Below are 15,607 nucleotides of genomic sequence, written 5' to 3'. Positions count from 1 at the left end.
GAGCGAACGCGTGGACCGATTCCGGATCTCCGCACGGCGTGCCGGCCGGGCCCTGAGGGCCCCGTTCCGCAGGCTGCGCGACCGCTGGCGGGCGTGGTCCCGCTGGCGCCGGGCCCTGCTGGTCCTGGTGCTGGTGGCGGCCGTGCCGGCCACCGCGCTGGGCTCGGTGTTCGTGATGTTCCGGCTGCACTACACCGGCGAGCCCGCCGCCGACGCCCGCACCCGGGGCCGGGACGCGCTCTGGCTCGGCCACGCCTGGGTGGACGGCCGCAAGACCGAGGCCGACGTGGCCGCCCTGGTCCAGCAGCTGGCCGGCACCGGCGTCCGGGACCTGTACGTGCACACCGGCCCGCTGAAGCACGACGGCTCGCTGCCGCCCGCCGTCCACCCGCGCGGCCGCTGGTTCACCGACACCGTGCACCGGGCGCTGCCGGACGTACGGCTGCAGAGCTGGCTGGGCGACGAGGTCAAGCCGGAGAAGGACGCCCTGGACCTGGAGGACGGCCCCACCCGGGACCGGGTCACCGCCTCCGCCCGGCAGGTGCTCGACCTCGGCTTCGACGGCGTGCACTTCGACATGGAGCCGATCCGCCCCGGTTCGGCGGGCTGGCTGGCCCTGCTCGACCAGGTCCGCCCGGTCACCGCGGCGCGCGGCGCCCAGCTGTCGGTGGCGGCCCCGCAGATCGACCCCGTCCCGGGCCTGCACACGGCCGGCATCCTGCTCACCGACCACGGCAAGTGGTGGGACCGGGAGTACTTCACCGAGACCGCCCGCCGGGTCGACCAGATCGCGGTGATGAGCTACGACACCTCGATGCCCACCGAGCCGCTGTACGGCGGCTACGTCGCCCGGCAGACCGAGCTCGCCCTGCGGGCCACCCCGGCCGACGTGGACCTGCTGATGGGCCTGCCGTTCTTCTGGGACGACAAGTGGGGCCACTGGGGTGACGCCGAGACCGTCCGGGCCGCCGTCCGGGGCGTCCGGCTGGGCCTGGGCCGGGAGGACCGGCGGCGGGCCAACTTCGGGGTCGCGCTGTACGTGGACTTCGCGTCGCGGCCCGAGCACTGGGCGGCGTACCGCGACGGCTGGGCGGGCGCGGAGTAGGGCGCACCTCGGCGGCCGGGTGGGCACCCGACCCGGCGCACCGTCGCGCCGCGCCACCGGACGGGCACGGTGCGCATCCGAACCGATGGCTGACGAACCGTCAGCTCCAGGCGGGCCGATATCCGGTGGATCGCGGCGGCCCGCTCCCCCAGACTGTCCCGGTGCCCGGCCGCGGTGCGCATCAAAGCCCGTAGGCTGGGCAGGTAGGGACCGTGGAGCGAGCTGTTCCACGGGAGACGAGAGGTTCGACAGTCGGCAGCCGGCCCGTCGGCGCCCCGGCAGGCCAGCCGGGGCGGCGCAGGTCCGACCGCCGACCGGAGGGAGACGCTGGGTGATCGAGCTGGAAGATGTTCCCGAGTTGATCGACCCGGTGATGGTCTGCGCGTTCGAGGGCTGGAACGACGCGGGCGACGCCGCCTCCGCGGCTCTGGCGCATCTGGACGAGACCTGGGGCGGCAAGGTGTTCGCCGCCCTGGACGCGGAGGACTACTACGACTTCCAGGTCAACCGGCCCACGGTCTGGCTGGACGGCGGCATCCGCCGGATCACCTGGCCGACCACCCGGCTCTCGGTGATCCGGGTCACCGAGCCGACCACCAGGGACGTCGTGCTGATCCGCGGCATCGAGCCGAGCATGCGCTGGCGCTCGTTCTGCAACGAGCTGCTCGGCTTCGCGCACGAGCTGGGCGTCGAGCTGGTGGTGATCCTGGGCGCGCTGCTCGGCGACACCCCGCACAGCCGCCCGGTGCCGGTCAGCGGGGTCACCTCCGACCCGGAGCTGGCCCGCCGGCTGGACCTGGAGGAGAGCCGCTACGAGGGCCCGACCGGCATCGTCGGGGTGCTCCAGGAGGCCTGCACCCACGCCGGGGTGCCGGCCGTGACGCTCTGGGCGGCGGTGCCGCACTACGTCTCGCAGCCGCCGAACCCGAAGGCCACGCTGGCCCTGATCAACAAGCTGGAGGACCTGCTGGACCTGCGCATCCCGCCGGGCGAGCTGGCCGAGGACGCCCGGGCCTGGCAGCTCGGCGTGGACCAGCTGGCCGCCGAGGACAGCGAGGTGGCGGAGTACGTCCAGCAGCTGGAGGAGGCCCAGGACACCGCGGAGCTGCCGGAGGCCTCCGGCGACGCGATCGCCCGGGAGTTCGAGCGGTACCTGCGCCGCCGGGAGAACGTCGGGCCGACCGGCGAGAAGCCGGTGGCCGGGCACGCCACGGCGGAGCGGCCGGCCGATCCGGAGGCGCCGGGCGGCGCCCGGGAGGGCCAGGACGGCGCCGAGGAGGAGTAACTCCCCCACGGGAACGCCGAAGGGGCGTCAGGACACCTCGTCCCGACGCCCCTTCGCCGTGTCTCAGAGCGCGACGCCGAGCAGGGCGTCCACGGTGCGGGTCACCAGGCCGGGCGCGCCGGTGTCGGTGCCGCCCTCGGTCTCCTGCCGGGCCGCCCAGCGGTCGACCGCGGCCAGCGCGGCGGGCGCGTCCAGGTCGTTCGCGAGCGCCGCGCGCACCTCGGTGAGCAGCTGCTCGGCCGAGGGGCCGTCCGGGCGGGAAACCGCGGCGCGCCAGCGGGCCAGGCGCTCGACGGCGTCGTCCAGGGTGCTCTTGGTCCACTCCCAGTCCGCGCGGTAGTGGTGCGCGAGCAGCGCCAGGCGGATCGCCGCCGGGTCGACGCCCTCGCGGCGCAGCGCCGAGACGAAGACCAGGTTGCCGCGGGACTTGGACATCTTGTGCCCGTCCAGGCCGACCATGCCGGCGTGCACGTACGCCTTGGCGTACGGGTGGGTGCCGGTGGCGACTTGGGCGTGCGCGGCGCCCATCTCGTGGTGCGGGAAGGAGAGGTCGCTGCCGCCGCCCTGGATGTCGAAGGACATGCCGAGGTACTGCAGCGCGATGGCGACGCACTCGATGTGCCAGCCGGGGCGGCCGTGGCCGAGCTCGGTGTCCCAGGCGGGCTCGCCCGGGCGGGCGGCCAGCCAGAGCAGGGCGTCCAGCGGGTTGCGCTTGCCCGGGCGGTCCGGGTCGCCGCCGCGCTCGGCGAAGATCGGGCGCATGGCCTCGCGGGTGAGCCCGGAGACCTCGCCGAAGTGCGGGTCGGCGTCGACCGAGAAGTAGATGTCGCCGTCCACCTGGTAGGCGGCGCCGGAGGCCAGCAGCTTCTGGACGATCGGGACGATCCACGGGATCGACTCGACGGCGCCGATGTAGTGGGCCGGCGGGAGCATCCGCAGCGCGGTCATGTCCTCGCGGAACAGGGCCGTCTCGCGCTCGGCGAGCGCGGTCCAGTCCTGTCCGGTCTCGACCGCGCGGGCGAGCAGCGGGTCGTCGACGTCGGTGACGTTCTGGATGTACAGGACGTCGTGACCGGCGTCCCGCCAGACGCGCTGCACCAGGTCGAACGCGTTGTAGGTGGCGGCGTGGCCCATGTGGGTCGCGTCGTAGGGGGTGATGCCGCAGACGTAGATCCGGGCGGTGCCGTCCTGCGGCACGACCTCCCGGACCGTGCCCGCTGCGGTGTCGTGGATACGAAGGGGGAGCCCCTGACCAGGCAGGGCGGGAACCTCGGAGGCGGGCCAGGCATGCATGGAAACAACTTTAACCGTGCGAACATTTGAAAGCCTAACCAGTACGAAAGATCGACTGGATTCGCTTCCTGCCGTTGCCTGGCGGTTTCCGGCCTGGTAGTGCGCGGAAACGCCCCTGCTCCGGGCCCTCCCGGCATGGTTCCGGACACGGGTGAGCGCCCGGTCGGCCCTGCCGCCGACCGGGCGCCCGGCTCCCCGGGGGACGCGGCCGGAGCCGCTACGACCGCTTCCAGAGGGCCGGCACGTTCGGCGGCTCCCAGCCGACCATGGCGGTGTGCGCCTGGAGGCAGGTGTAGGAGACGCCGGAGTAGGTCACGCGGTCGCCCGCGTTGTACGGGGTGCCCGGGGCCCAGGTGCCGCCGGGCGTGGTGGGACCGCCGGTGGGGCTGGAGGTCGGGGTGGGCGTGGGCGTGGCCGTCGGGCTCGGCGTGCCGGGGGTCTGCGGCACGTTCAGCACGAAGTCGAAGGTGCCCTCGCGGGTCGGGCCGTTCTGCCGGACGTTCATCAGCAGCCGGGCGTCGTAGATGGTGTCCGTGCTGTTGCGGGGCTCGCCCGGGAAGTACAGCTGGGTGGTGACGATCGGGCGGCCGGGGGCCTGGAGCTTGACGTGGATGTGCCGGGTGCGGCCCGGGTAGAGGCCGGGCACGATGGTGTCCAGCTTGTACGCGCCGTTGGCGTCGGTGAACTGGTGGCCGCGGAAGGTGTAGGTGACGTTGTCGTAGTCGCCGTCGTTGTCGGCCTGCCAGAAGTCCAGCAGCACGCCGGAGATCGGCCGGCAGGCGCGGCCGAACACGTAGCCGCTGACGACCAGGTGGGTGCCGGGGCCGTCGTTGACCATCGAGCTGCGCAGCGGGGAGTTGGGCTTGAAGTACGGGCCCTCGGTCTGCTCGATGGTGGGGGCGTCCCCGTCGTGGCACTCGGGGGTGAAGCTCAGCGGCTCGCCGCTGCTGATCCGGTCCCGGGCCAGTGCGACTCCGCCGCCGACCAGCAGCGGAGCGGCCCCGAGCGCGGCGGCGGCCTTCAGGACGGTCTTGCGGCTGATCATGCCGTCGGGCGTGGGCATGCGCCGTCTCCTTCTCGTGAGGCGGAGGGGGTGGGGGCGGCCCTTGCCATGGTGGGGGCATGACAAGGGCCGGACCGGCGGCCCGTCCGCACACGCCGGACCGGCCACTGGTGGCCAGCAGCAAAGTTACGGGCCGTCCGGTGCGACCGCGATGGACATGATCCGGGGATCGTGGTGATTTCCGTCGACCCGGGACCGGAACTCCCCCGGGGTCATCCCGGTCTCCCGGCGGAAGAACCGGCAGAAGTACGCCGGGTCGGCGAAACCCGCCTCCTTGGCCACCTGGCGGATCGTCAGATCGGTGCAGGCGAGCAGCCGTTTGGCCTCCAGCGTCTGCTGCCGGCGGATCAGCCCGCCCGGGGTCCGGCCGGTGGCCTGCTTCACCAGGGCCTGCAAGTGCCCCGGGGAGACCCCGAGTTCCTGCGCGGTGGAGGTCACCGAGTGCCGCACCCCGCCCGGCCGGGCGATCAACCGGGTGAAGGCGGCGGCGACTTCGGCCGGCCGGCTGGGCACCGTCGGACGGTCGGCCGGGGCGCAGGCGCGCAGCGCCCGGACGATCAGGATGTGCAGGCTGGCCCGCAGCACACCCTGGTAGCCGGGCGCCCTGGTCCGGTACTCGTACTCCATGTCGGCGAGCAGCCCGGCGATCGCGTCGGCCTGGTCCCCGAGCGCGAGGGCCGGGCGGGTGGCCAGGGCCCGCAGGGCGGCGAGGTCCTGGGGGTGGCCGAGCAGGAAGTCCTCGTTGAACAGGACGACCCGGCCGGTCAGTTCGCCGGTGTCCGCCCAGTAGTGCACCTGGCCGGGGGTGATCACGCACAACTGCGGTGGCGCCAGCGGCCGGTGGACGAGGTCCAGGACGTGGGCGCCGTGGCCGCCGGTGACGTGGACGATCTCGTAGAAGGAGTGCCGGTGGGGGAAGCCGGCCCGGGACAGCGGGCCGATCGCGTCGAAACTGCCGATGGCGAAGGGGAGCAGGTGGGGCAGCGGGACCTGCAGCCGGTGCAACGGCAGGTCCGGCGTGGTTCGGGGGGTGGGGGTGGTCCGTCGCACATCCATCGGAGCAGTGTGCGACCTTTTCCGGGGACAGGTCCAGACCATCTGTCCGCCGTTTTCGGACACCGGTCCAGACCACCGGCACGCAGTCGTCCGGACCGCCCCCACCCGCCGTGCGGGCGGCCCCGCCGGTCCGCCCCGGCTACACCGGCGGCCAGGGGATCGCGGGCCAGTCCTCGGACGGCAGCGGGTGCCGGCCGGACCCGCGCAGCCCGGCCACCCGGGCCCGGGTCGCGTCCAGCTCGGCCGCCGTCAGGTGCGGGGCGAGGCGCTCCGCGAGCTCGCCGTCCAGTTGCTCGGCCAGCCGGGCCAGCACCTCCAGCGCCTCGGCGGGCAGCGGGTCCCCGGCCCAGCCCCAGAGCAGGGTGCGCAGCTTGCCCTCGGTGTTGAAGGTGACGCCGTGGTCGATGCCGTACACCCGGCCGTCGGCGGCCGGGATCAGGTGGCCGCCCTTGCGGTCGGCGTTGTTGAGCACCGCGTCCAGGACGGCGAGCCGGCGCAGCCGCCGGTCGTCGTGGTGCACCAGCAGGGCCGTCCGCCCGCCCTCGACCTCGGCCCGGACGATCGGCAGCCAGCCCGCCTCCGGGCCGCGCGGGTCCTGGAGCGCGAGCAGCGGCTCGGCCCCCGGGTCCGGCTCGACCCACAGCTGCACCATGCCGGGCCCGTGCGGGCCCTCGCGCAGCACGGTGGGCGGCACCAGCGCCCAGCCGGTCGCGGCGGACAGCTCGTACGCGGCGACCTCGCGCCCGGCCAGCGTGCCGTCCGGGAAGTCCCACAGCGGGCGCTCGCCGGCCACCGGCTTGTAGACCGCCTGGGCGCTCAGCGAGCCGTGCGCCACCGTGCAGTACAGCGCGGCGTTGGAGGCGTCGGTGAGGCGGCCGTGCACGGTCAGCTCACCCTGGCGCAGCAGCGCGAGGGCGGTGGGCACGTCGGCGGCCAGCGCGGCGGCGGCCGCCGGGTCGGCCTGCGGCGGGGTGTCGGTGTTCAGCGCCGGTAGCCGTTCGCGCGCGGGCACAGGTGGCCCTCCGGGTCGAGCGGCAGGTTGCAGAACGGGCAGGGCTTGCGGCCGGCCGCGACCAGGTCCAGCGCGCGCTTGGCGAAGACCCGGGCCATCGCGCCGGACAGCCGCACCCGCAGCATGTCCGGGCCGGTCTCGTCGTCGGTGAAGACCGCCTCGGCGCCGTCCTCCTCCTCGTCGTCCTCGACCAGCGCCTGCGCCTCGACCACCAGGCAGCCGTCCACGCTGTCCCAGGCCAGGGCCATGGTGCCGACCCGGAACTCCTGCTCCAGCGGGAGGTCCAGCGGGGCGGTGTCGAGCAGGTCCTTCGGGGCGGCGGCCGGGATCGCGGCGTCGCCGCCGCTGCGCCGCAGCGCCTCGTCCAGGACCTCCTCGATGCGCTCGGCGAGCGCCGCGACCTGGGTCTTCTCCAGCAGCACGCTGGTGATCCGGCCCCGGGCGCTGGCCTGAAGGTAGAACGCCCGGGCGCCGGGCTGGCCGACGGTGCCGGCCACGAACCGTTCGGGCTGGTCGTAGAAGTAGACCTGACGGGGCACGCTCTCGCTCCGGATCGTGTCGGTCGGCGCGGTTCCGCCGGGGGCGGACCGCGGCCGGATGGCTCGTTAGTCACCCTACGACCTCCGGGCTCCGGCCGGGGAGCCGAGCCGACGGCCGCGGGGCGGGGTGGCACCCGGGGAAGCGGACGGTGCCGCCCGGACGGCGCCTCCCCGGGCGGCCCGTCGGCGGCGCGGCTCAGGCGGTGCCGCCGACCACGGCGTCGCCGGCCGGGGTGGCCGCGGCCGGGCGGGGCCGGGGAGCGAGCGCGGCGAGGTCGCCGGTGTCGCCCATCCTCAGCACGAAGGGGCGCTGCGGGGTGTAGCGGATCGCGGTGACCGAACAGGGCTCGACGCTGATCCGCTGGAAGTGGTCCAGGTGCAGCCCGAGCGCGTCGGCCACCACGGCCTTGATCACGTCCCCGTGCGAGCAGGCGATCCAGACCGCGTCCTCGCCGTGTTCGGCGGCGATCTTCTGGTTCCACTCGCGCACCGCGTCCACCGTGCGGTGGCTCAGCTGGCGCAGCGACTCCCCGCCGGGGAAGGCGGCCGCGGCGGCGTGGTCCTGCACGGTGCGCCAGAGCGGCTCCTCGGCCAGCTCGGCCAGCGGACGGCCGGTCCAGTCGCCGTAGTGGCACTCGCCCAGCCGCTCGTCCTCGGCCGGCGGGCCCAGCTCGGGCCGGGCAGCCAGCAGCGGCTCCAGCGTCTGCCGACAGCGCTCCAGCGGGCTGCTGACCGCCTGCACCAGCGGGATGCCGGCCAGTCGGCCGGCCAGCGCGGCGGCCTGCGTCCGGCCGGTGTCGTCGAGGTCCACGCCGGGGGTCCAACCGGCCAGGATTCCGGCGGTGTTCGCGGTGGAGCGGCCGTGGCGGACGAGCAGCAGGGTGGGCATGGGGTCAGCCTACGGCCTCCGGGCCCGGCCGTGGGCCCCGGTTTCCGTCCGGCCGCCCTTCCGCCGGGCCGGGGGCCGTCCGGCCCGGCGGAGAGGCGGGTCCGGTGGGCCGGTCCCACCCGTGCCCTCGCCGGACGGGCCCGCTCGGGTGACAATGGCCCGCATGATCGTCCACTGCGCCGCCTACCACGACGGCCGCCGGCTCGAGGCCCCCGAGGACCTGGCCGGCGCGCTCGCCGCCGCCCGCGCGGCCGGTCCGGACGGCTTCGTCTGGATCGGCCTGTTCGAGCCCACCGCCGAGGAACTCGACCACGTCGGCCAGGAGTTCGCGCTGCACCCGCTGGCCGTCGAGGACGCCGTCAGCGCCCACCAGCGCCCCAAGGTGGAGGCCTACCAGGGCTCCCTGTTCGTCACCCTGAAGACCCTCGGCTACCACCCCGGCGCGCACGTCGTCACGGTCGGCGAGGTGATGGTCTTCCTCGGCCCGGACTTCGTGATGACCGTCCGGCACGGCGAGGACAGCCCGCTCAGCGGCCTGCGGTCCGCCCTGGAGCAGGACCCGGAACGGCTGCGCTACGGGCCCAGCTCGGTGCTGCACTCGGTCTGCGACACCGTCGTCGACGGCTACATGGCGGTGGCCACCGCGCTCCAGGCCGACCTGGACGAGCTGGAGGCGGACATCTTCGCCCCCGGCCGGGTCGGCCGCGACACCGCCGGGCGGATCTACGGCTACAAGCGCCAGGTGATGACCGTGCGCCGGGCCACCGGGCCGCTGCTGGAGCCGATGCTGTCCCTGGAGCGCGGCGCCCGCTTCGTCCGCGCCGAGACCGCGCCCTACCTGCGGGACGTCGCCGACCACGTGGCCCGGGTGAACGACCAGGTGGACGGCATGGACCGGCTGCTGTCCGACATCCTGAGCGCCAACCTGGCGCAGGTCAGCGTGCAGCAGAACAACGACATGCGGAAGATCTCGGCCTGGGCGGCGCTGGCCGCCGTGCCGACGATGATCGCGGGCGTCTACGGGATGAACTTCGACGACATGCCCGAGCTGCACCAGGTCTGGGGGTACCCGGCGGTGCTGGTGCTGATGGTGGTGGTCTGCCTGGTGCTGCACCGGGTGTTCAAGCGGCACGACTGGCTGTAGGGGCCGTCGTGCCGCCCTCCCCCGGCCGCCCGGTCAGGCCAGTCCGGCCCGCTCCAGCGCCTCGACGCCGGTGCGCAGCGCCTGGATCCGCTCGTCCAGGGTGAACCCGGCCGGGGCCAGGGTGAGCGTGCTGACGCCCGCCTCGGCGTAGGCCTGCATCCGGTCGGCGATCCGGGCGCTGTCGCCGATCAGCGAGGTGGCGTCGATCAGGTCGTGCGGGACCGCGGCCGCGGCGCCCGCGTAGTCCTTGGCGAGGTACTTCTCCTGGACCTCGTCGGCCGCCTGCTCGTAGCCCATCCGCCGGGCGAGCTGGTTGTAGAAGTTCTTCTCCTTGCTGCCCATGCCGCCGATGTAGAGCGCGGCGTACGAGCGCAGGGCGTCCACGCCGGCCTTGATGTCCTCGCCGACCGCGAGGTTCACGGTCGGGCAGAGGTCGAAGCCCTCCAGCGTCCTCCCGGCCCTGGCGCGGCCGGCCGTCAGCGGGTCGAGGGAGAGCGCGGCGTGCTCGGGCGAGAAGAAGATGCCGAGCCAGCCGTCCGCGATCTCGCCGGTCAGCTCCAGGTTCTTCGGGCCGATCGCGGCGATGTACAGCGGCACGTGCTCGCGCACCGGGTGCACGGTGAGCTTGATCGGCTTGCCGGGGCCGCCGGGCAGCGGCAGCGTCCAGTGCTCGCCCTCGTGCACCAGGCGCTCGCGGGACATCGCCTTGCGGATGATCTCCACGTACTCGCGGGTGCGGGCGAGCGGCTTGTCGAACTTCACGCCGTACCAGCCCTCGGAGACCTGCGGGCCGGAGACGCCGAGGCCGAGCCGGAACCGGCCGCCGGACAGGGTGTCCAGGGTCGCGGCGGTCATCGCGGTCATGGCCGGGGTACGGGCCGGGATCTGGAAGATGGCCGAGCCGACGTCGATCCGCTCGGTCTTCGCGGCGACGTAGCTGAGCACCGTCGCGGCGTCCGAGCCGTACGCCTCCGCCGCCCAGCAGACCGAGTAGCCCAGCCGGTCCGCCTCCTGCGCCACGGCGACGTTGTCGGCGTCCATGCCGAGTCCCCAGTAGCCGAGGTTGATCCCGAGTCGCATCTGCCGCACCTTCCAGTGGGTTGGGGGTTGTGGCGAGGGTAACCGCGCCGCGCCGGTCATGCTACTGACGGGTAGTGGTGGGCTGGGTCACACGCCGCCGGGTTTCCGACGCGGTGATCGTTCTGCGGGTCGGCACCCCGGTCCGCGCACCGGCCGCTACGCTCAGCCGACGTGGGGAGTGCTCTCCCCACCTGCGCGTTCACAGGGCCGCCGGGGCTCCCGGGGCCACCGGCCAGTGGAGGGCCCGTCCGATGGAACAGCGTCACCTCGGCCGTACCGGCCTCCTGGTCTCCCGGCTCGGCCTCGGCACCATGACCTGGGGCCGCGACACCGACGAGCAGGAGGCCGCGGAGCAGCTCAAGGCGTTCGTCGACGCCGGCGGCAACCTGGTCGACACCGCCGACGTGTACGCGGACGGCGGCGCCGAGTACCTGCTCTCCCGGCTCACCGACGGCCTGGTCCCCCGCTCCGAGCTGGTCATCGCCACCAAGGCCGGCAGCGTCCCGGAGTCCGACCGCCGCTTCGACGGCTCGCGCGGCCACCTGCTCGCCGCCCTGGACGCCTCGCTGCGCCGGCTCGGCACCGACCACGTCGACCTGTGGCAGGTGCACTCCTTCGACCCGTCGACCCCGGTCGAGGAGACGCTCAGCGCCCTCGACATCGCCGTCTCCTCCGGGCGCGCCCGTTACGTCGGGGTCTGCGACTTCAGCGGCTGGCAGCTCGCCAGGGCCGCCACCTGGCAGCGCGCCCACCACGGGCGGGTGCCGCTGGCCGGGGCGCAGCTGGAGTACTCGCTGCTCCAGCGCGGCATCGAACGGGAGGCGCTGCCCGCCGCGCTGGACGCCGGGGTCGGGGTGCTGGCCGGCTCGCCGCTCGGGCGCGGGGTGCTCACCGGCAAGTACCGGCACGGCATCCCGCAGGACTCGCGCGGCGCCTCGCCGTACCTGACCGGGTTCGTCCAGCCGTACCTCGGGGAGCGCTCGCGCCGGATCGTGGACGCGCTCGCCACCGCCGCCGACGGCCTCGCCAGCACCCCGCTGGAGGTCGCGCTGGCCTGGGTCCGGGACCGGCCCGGGGTGGCGAGCGCGCTGGTCGGGGCCCGGACGGTGGCCCAGCTGCAGGCGGCGCTGTCGGTGGAGGCGCTTACGCTTCCGGATGAGATCCGTGGTGCGCTGGACGACATCTCGTCGCCGGTGCACCGCTACCCGGACCAGGGGTGGACCGAGCTGTGACCCCGGGCCCGGGGCGTCGAGCAGAACCTGCAGTGGAGTGACCTTTGGAGCGGACGACGATGACTGACACGGGGAACGGCGCTCCGGAGGTGACGTCCGGGGCCCGGCTGAGCCCGGAGGAGAAGGCGGCGACGTTCGCGGCGCTGGCGCAGAAGATCCGCGGCATGCAGCCGGAGGACGCCGCGGCGAGTGCCGCGCGGGCGGGTGCCGCACGGGCGCAGGCCTCGATGGCGGAGGCTCCGGCCGAGGAGGCTCCGGCGGAGGACGCCCCGACCGGGGACGCCCCGACCGCGGACGCCTCGACCGGGGAAACGCCGGCTGCGGAAACACCGGCTGCTTCCGTTCCGGCCCCGACCCCGGCCCCGGCCGCTCGGGCCGCTCGCGTTCCCGCCCCGGCCACCCCGGCCGCTCCCGCCCCGGTGGTGTCCGACGAGCAGCGCGCCGAGGCGCTCCGCGTCACCGCCGAGGTGCTGACCGCCGGCGGTGCCCCGGCCGAGCTGGCGGCGGCCGCGGTGGCCGCGCTCGGCGAGGAGGCGCCCGTACGGCTGCGCGAGGACCCGTGGGCGGTGCTGGGCCTGCCCGGTGTCCGTCCCGAGCACGCGGACGGCTTCGCCCGGGGGCTGCTCGGCCCCGAGGCCGGCCCGGGCGACCAGCGCCGCGCCCGGGCGCTGGTGCCGTGGCTGCTGGAGCAGGCGGCGCTGCGCGGGCACTCGGCCCTGGAGCTCGCCGAGGTGGCGGCCGGGCTCGACCGGCTCCGGATGCCCGATCCGGCCGCCGCGATCCAGGCCGTCGTCGAGGACGGGCGGGTGCTGTCCTTCCAGGAGGAGCTGACCGGCGCCGAGGCGCGCGCGGCCGGGGGCGGCGAGGAGGACGAGGCGCCGACCCGGACGCTGCTCGCGCTGGAGGGGCCGGGTATGGCGGAGGACAGCCTCGCCGAGAAGCTGCTCCAGCTGATGGCCGCCTTCGTCCCGGGCGAGGACGCCGAGGCCGGGACCGACGATGCCGACGCCGGGGTCGAGGAATCCGACGCCGGGGCTGAGGAATCCGAGGCCGGGCGCTCCGCCGAGCGGGCCCCCGTCGCCCCCGGCCCGACCGCCTGGGCGGCCGCCGCCGAGGCCGCGCCGTCCTCCTCCGCGACCGCCCTGATCACCGCCGTCGCCGGGCACGCCCTGGTGCTGCACACCGGCGGCGAGGCCGCCCGCGCCGAGCCGGCCGCGCTGGTCGCCGCCGCCCGGGGCCTCGGGCTGCGGGCCTGGGCGGCCACCTGGACCGACCAGGGCCGGGACTCGCTCGCCGCGCTCACCGGAACCGGCGCCGAGGCCGAGGCCGAGTCCCCCGTGGTCACCCTCGCCGACCTGCTCTCCGGCGCCGCCGGCCCCGGCCGCGCCCCGGACGGCATGCTCGCGCTGGACCTGCTGGTCGTCCTGGACGCCCCGCTGCTGGACGTCGAACTGGCCGCCACCGTCCTGGAGTCGCTGGCCGACGGCACCCGGCTGGTGCTCAGCGGCGACCCGGGCCAGCTCTGGTCGGCCGGCCCCGGCCGGTTCTTCGCCGACCTGCTGGCCGCCAAGGCCTGCCCGGCCGTCGCCTCCCGCACCCCGGACTTCGGCCCGATCGGCGAGCTGGTCTCCGGCGTCGGCGTCGGCGAGCTCCAGCCGGTCGAGGCACCGGACAAGGAGGTGGTCATCCTGACGGCCAAGGACGCCGGCGAGGCCGTCCACCGCGCCGTCCAGCTGCTCACCGACTCCATCCCGCGCGCGCTGGGCATCCCGGTCGAGCAGGTGGTGCTGCTCACCCCGGGCCACGGCGGCCCGGCCGGCACCCGCGCGCTGAACGCCGCCGCCAAGGCCCGGCTGAACCCCGGCCCCGGCCGCTTCGGCGGCTTCGACCCGGGCGACCGGGTGGTCGAGTCCCCCGCGCCCGGCGTCACCCGCCCGGCCCGGGTGCTGGACGGCGACGCCACCGGCCTGCACCTGGAGTACCCGGACGGCTCGCGCCGGACCGTCCCGCCGGCCGAGGCCGGCCGGCTGCGGCACGGCTGGGCGCTGACCGTCCACCAGGCGGCCGGCCGGCGCTGGCCGGGCGCGGTCGTGGTGCTCCCGGAGGACGCCGCCCCGGCGCTCACCCGGCAGTGGGTCTACACCGCCTTCGGCCGCGGCGAGCGGCACCTGTCCGTGGTGCACGCGGCGGGCCCGGCGCTCGCCCAGGCCGTCGCCGAGCGCCCGGCGCAGCCGCGCACCACCCGGCTGCGGGCGCTCCTCGCCGAGAACGCCGCCTCCTCGGAGCACTGACCGGCATTCCGGCCGGCCGCGCCCCGACGGGCCGGGCCGGAACGCACGACGGGCGGGCCCGGTGATCCCGGGCCCGCCCGTCGGCCGTCCTGCGCGGCGTCAGTCGTCCGGGTCCTCGTCGTCGTAGACCTCGCTCACGTCGAACCGGCAGATCAGCAGCTGCGGGTCGGCGTGCTCGAAGGGTTCGGGCAGCCACTCGCCCGGCTCGGTCGGCTCGGCGGCCGCGACCCAGAGCGTCGAGTCGGCCTCCTCCAGGCCGAACTCCTCGCTGCGGGCGGCGATCTCGTCGGGCTCGTACTCGCCGAACAGCACGCCGATCGCGGCGTTCACCTCGCCCGCTCCGGCCCCGCCCGGGGTCAGCGAGTCGTCCAGCCGCTCGGCCTGGGCCCGCAGCCGCTTGGGGTCGACGACGTGGTAGTCGCGGCGGATCAACACGCTGATCGCCTCGGGCTGTTCGGGGCCGTGGTACCCGCCGGGGCCCTCGTCCCCGGGGATCTCGAAGGGCGTCACCTCGTCGTAGGCCTCGTACAGGAGCTGGTCGTAGGCGATGGCCGCCGTCGCGAGCTGCTCGTAGGCGGCGGTCACGGCGGGATCATCGGCTGCGTTGGGGCTTGACACCGCTTCCAGATGACGGTCGATGGCGGCCTTGACCGCCTCAGCGGCGGCGCGTACCTCGGCAATGGTGGGCTGCGCGGCATCAGACATGGTGCAGACGCTATCTCCCCGCGGTGCCGGTACGCACAGCGGTTGTCACCTACACCCGCGATTTCACCGCAACTTCCCCCCTGATGTCCGATCCGTTCCGGTTCGTCCTCCGGTGGCACCGGCGCGAAGCGGGCGCGGAGGGCGCGCACCGGGCCCGCCGAGGCCGTCCGGGTGCCGCTTCGCGCGCCGGGATCGGGGTATTCCCTTCACAGTGGCAACAGAACTGATGGACTGTCAGCGAAATGCCCGGGTCGCGGCCTTTCGGGCGGCCGCCTCCGCACCGGAGGACGGCCGGAAATACCCGGGCCGACTGTCCGGGGCAGGCCGTAGGCTTGCTCGAAGGTGATCCCCAGGAGGAGCGTTTTGACCCCACGGAAGCCGGTCCGGCAGCCGGAGTACGAGTACCAGTCCCTGCGCATGCCGCGCGGCACCACGCGCAACGCGGCGCGCCAACTGCTCACCGAGCACGCCGAGTACGGGCACTGGGAGCTCGACCGGCTACGGCTGTTCCCCGACGGCAGCCGGACGGTCCGGCTGAAGCGGCGGATCATCCGGCAGGTCCGGAGCTGGTGACGGGCGGGGCGCCGCGGGCCCGGGAGGAAGGCGCACCGAGCCCTCACGCACCCGCGGCCGCCCGTTCACTCGGCGGCCGCGGGTGCGTCGTCACTACGGCGGGCCCGGTCCCGGCGCCCGCCCGGGGCCCGTCAACGCCGCCCCGCGGACGCGAGTTCGAGGGCAGGCCCACGGCCTGCCCGGCGATTCGCGAGCCCGACCGGCGGCGTCGGACAGGCCCTGCCGACCCGTCCGGTCAGCGGGCGCCGGCCCGGGCCCGGCGGTAGAGCACGCCGCCGCCGAGCACCCCGATCGGCTACCGCCAACTGCGCCCCGGCGACCTGGTCTTCTGGACCACCAC

Annotated in this window: 14 protein-coding genes; 6 read left to right on the top strand and 8 right to left on the bottom strand. The window is 75.1% G+C overall.

Annotated elements, in window-relative coordinates:
• The first annotated feature begins 10 nt into the window (after nt 1-10).
• Together ABZW03_RS01380 and ABZW03_RS01375 are read left to right on the top strand one after the other, a co-directional pair.
• Entirely contained in the window at nt 11-1,105 is a 1,095-nt protein-coding gene (locus ABZW03_RS01380; RefSeq protein ID WP_355250352.1) for a hypothetical protein, read from the top strand.
• A 331-nt stretch (nt 1,106-1,436) separates the two neighbouring features.
• Nucleotides 1,437-2,390 carry a PAC2 family protein gene (locus ABZW03_RS01375; protein ID WP_355250349.1) on the top strand — a complete coding sequence of 318 codons (954 nt, stop codon included), beginning with the start codon at nt 1,437-1,439 and terminating at the stop codon, nt 2,388-2,390.
• Nucleotides 2,391-2,453: 63 nt separating this feature from the next.
• On the opposite strand, the gene mshC is transcribed toward ABZW03_RS01375, so the two are convergent.
• The 6 genes from mshC to ABZW03_RS01345 all read right to left on the bottom strand — a co-directional run bounded on the left by mshC (nt 2,454) and on the right by ABZW03_RS01345 (nt 8,242).
• A complete protein-coding gene (gene mshC, locus ABZW03_RS01370; RefSeq protein WP_355250346.1) occupies nt 2,454-3,683 on the bottom strand; it encodes a cysteine--1-D-myo-inosityl 2-amino-2-deoxy-alpha-D-glucopyranoside ligase in 1,230 nt (409 codons plus the stop codon).
• A 217-nt stretch (nt 3,684-3,900) separates the two neighbouring features.
• A complete protein-coding gene (locus ABZW03_RS01365) occupies nt 3,901-4,746 on the bottom strand; it encodes a carbohydrate-binding protein (RefSeq protein ID WP_355250343.1) in 846 nt (281 codons plus the stop codon).
• A gap of 126 nt (nt 4,747-4,872) precedes the next feature.
• Nucleotides 4,873-5,802: an AraC family transcriptional regulator gene (locus ABZW03_RS01360; protein ID WP_355250340.1), complete on the bottom strand. Its 930-nt coding sequence runs from the start codon at nt 5,800-5,802 to the stop codon at nt 4,873-4,875.
• 139 nt (nt 5,803-5,941) lie between these two features.
• On the bottom strand, nt 5,942-6,739 hold the full coding sequence (locus ABZW03_RS01355) for an SCO1664 family protein (protein WP_355250461.1): 798 nt from the start codon (nt 6,737-6,739) through the stop codon (nt 5,942-5,944).
• 44 nt (nt 6,740-6,783) lie between these two features.
• Entirely contained in the window at nt 6,784-7,353 is a 570-nt protein-coding gene (locus ABZW03_RS01350; RefSeq protein WP_355250337.1) for a DUF3090 domain-containing protein, read from the bottom strand.
• 196 nt (nt 7,354-7,549) lie between these two features.
• On the bottom strand, nt 7,550-8,242 hold the full coding sequence (locus tag ABZW03_RS01345) for a histidine phosphatase family protein (protein ID WP_355250334.1): 693 nt from the start codon (nt 8,240-8,242) through the stop codon (nt 7,550-7,552).
• 163 nt (nt 8,243-8,405) lie between these two features.
• On the opposite strand from ABZW03_RS01345, the gene ABZW03_RS01340 reads away from it, so the two are divergent.
• Nucleotides 8,406-9,386 carry a magnesium and cobalt transport protein CorA gene (locus tag ABZW03_RS01340; protein ID WP_355250331.1) on the top strand — a complete coding sequence of 327 codons (981 nt, stop codon included), beginning with the start codon at nt 8,406-8,408 and terminating at the stop codon, nt 9,384-9,386.
• Between the two features lie 33 nt (nt 9,387-9,419).
• Here ABZW03_RS01340 and ABZW03_RS01335 read toward each other — a convergent pair whose 3' ends face one another.
• Nucleotides 9,420-10,466: an LLM class F420-dependent oxidoreductase gene (locus ABZW03_RS01335; protein ID WP_355250328.1), complete on the bottom strand. Its 1,047-nt coding sequence runs from the start codon at nt 10,464-10,466 to the stop codon at nt 9,420-9,422.
• Nucleotides 10,467-10,717: 251 nt separating this feature from the next.
• On the opposite strand from ABZW03_RS01335, the gene ABZW03_RS01330 reads away from it, so the two are divergent.
• Both ABZW03_RS01330 and ABZW03_RS01325 read left to right on the top strand, forming a co-directional pair.
• Nucleotides 10,718-11,698, top strand: a complete 981-nt coding sequence (locus ABZW03_RS01330) for an aldo/keto reductase (protein ID WP_355250325.1) — start codon at nt 10,718-10,720, stop codon at nt 11,696-11,698.
• 59 nt (nt 11,699-11,757) lie between these two features.
• Nucleotides 11,758-13,989, top strand: coding sequence for an ATP-binding domain-containing protein (locus tag ABZW03_RS01325; protein WP_355250322.1), 2,232 nt, complete (start codon nt 11,758-11,760; stop codon nt 13,987-13,989).
• A gap of 99 nt (nt 13,990-14,088) precedes the next feature.
• Here the strand turns inward: ABZW03_RS01325 and ABZW03_RS01320 are convergent, their stop codons facing one another.
• Nucleotides 14,089-14,694 (bottom strand): hypothetical protein, encoded by a 606-nt coding sequence (locus ABZW03_RS01320; protein WP_355250319.1) that lies wholly within the window; start codon nt 14,692-14,694, stop codon nt 14,089-14,091.
• Between the two features lie 363 nt (nt 14,695-15,057).
• Here ABZW03_RS01320 and ABZW03_RS01315 point away from each other — a divergent pair, with 363 nt between their 5' ends.
• Nucleotides 15,058-15,267 (top strand): DUF5703 family protein, encoded by a 210-nt coding sequence (locus tag ABZW03_RS01315; protein ID WP_224285495.1) that lies wholly within the window; start codon nt 15,058-15,060, stop codon nt 15,265-15,267.
• Nucleotides 15,268-15,607 lie beyond the last annotated feature (340 nt).

Source organism: Kitasatospora sp. NPDC004799, from assembly GCF_040609095.1.
GTDB lineage: Bacteria > Actinomycetota > Actinomycetes > Streptomycetales > Streptomycetaceae > Kitasatospora.
The sequence above is the reverse complement of the archived record's forward strand: the minus strand, read 5'-3'. Positions and strand labels throughout refer to the sequence as shown.

Excerpts from the sequence above, each read along its gene's own strand:
- mshC (WP_355250346.1), bottom strand. The coding sequence starts at position 3,683 with ATGCATGCCTGGCCCGCCTCCGAGGTTCCCGCCCTGCCTGGTCAGGGG.
- ABZW03_RS01365 (WP_355250343.1), bottom strand. The coding sequence starts at position 4,746 with ATGCCCACGCCCGACGGCATGATCAGCCGCAAGACCGTCCTGAAGGCC.
- ABZW03_RS01360 (WP_355250340.1), bottom strand. The coding sequence starts at position 5,802 with ATGGATGTGCGACGGACCACCCCCACCCCCCGAACCACGCCGGACCTG.
- ABZW03_RS01345 (WP_355250334.1), bottom strand. The coding sequence starts at position 8,242 with ATGCCCACCCTGCTGCTCGTCCGCCACGGCCGCTCCACCGCGAACACC.
- ABZW03_RS01340 (WP_355250331.1), top strand. The coding sequence starts at position 8,406 with ATGATCGTCCACTGCGCCGCCTACCACGACGGCCGCCGGCTCGAGGCC.
- ABZW03_RS01335 (WP_355250328.1), bottom strand. The coding sequence starts at position 10,466 with ATGCGACTCGGGATCAACCTCGGCTACTGGGGACTCGGCATGGACGCC.
- ABZW03_RS01330 (WP_355250325.1), top strand. The coding sequence starts at position 10,718 with ATGGAACAGCGTCACCTCGGCCGTACCGGCCTCCTGGTCTCCCGGCTC.
- ABZW03_RS01325 (WP_355250322.1), top strand. The coding sequence starts at position 11,758 with ATGACTGACACGGGGAACGGCGCTCCGGAGGTGACGTCCGGGGCCCGG.
- ABZW03_RS01320 (WP_355250319.1), bottom strand. The coding sequence starts at position 14,694 with ATGTCTGATGCCGCGCAGCCCACCATTGCCGAGGTACGCGCCGCCGCT.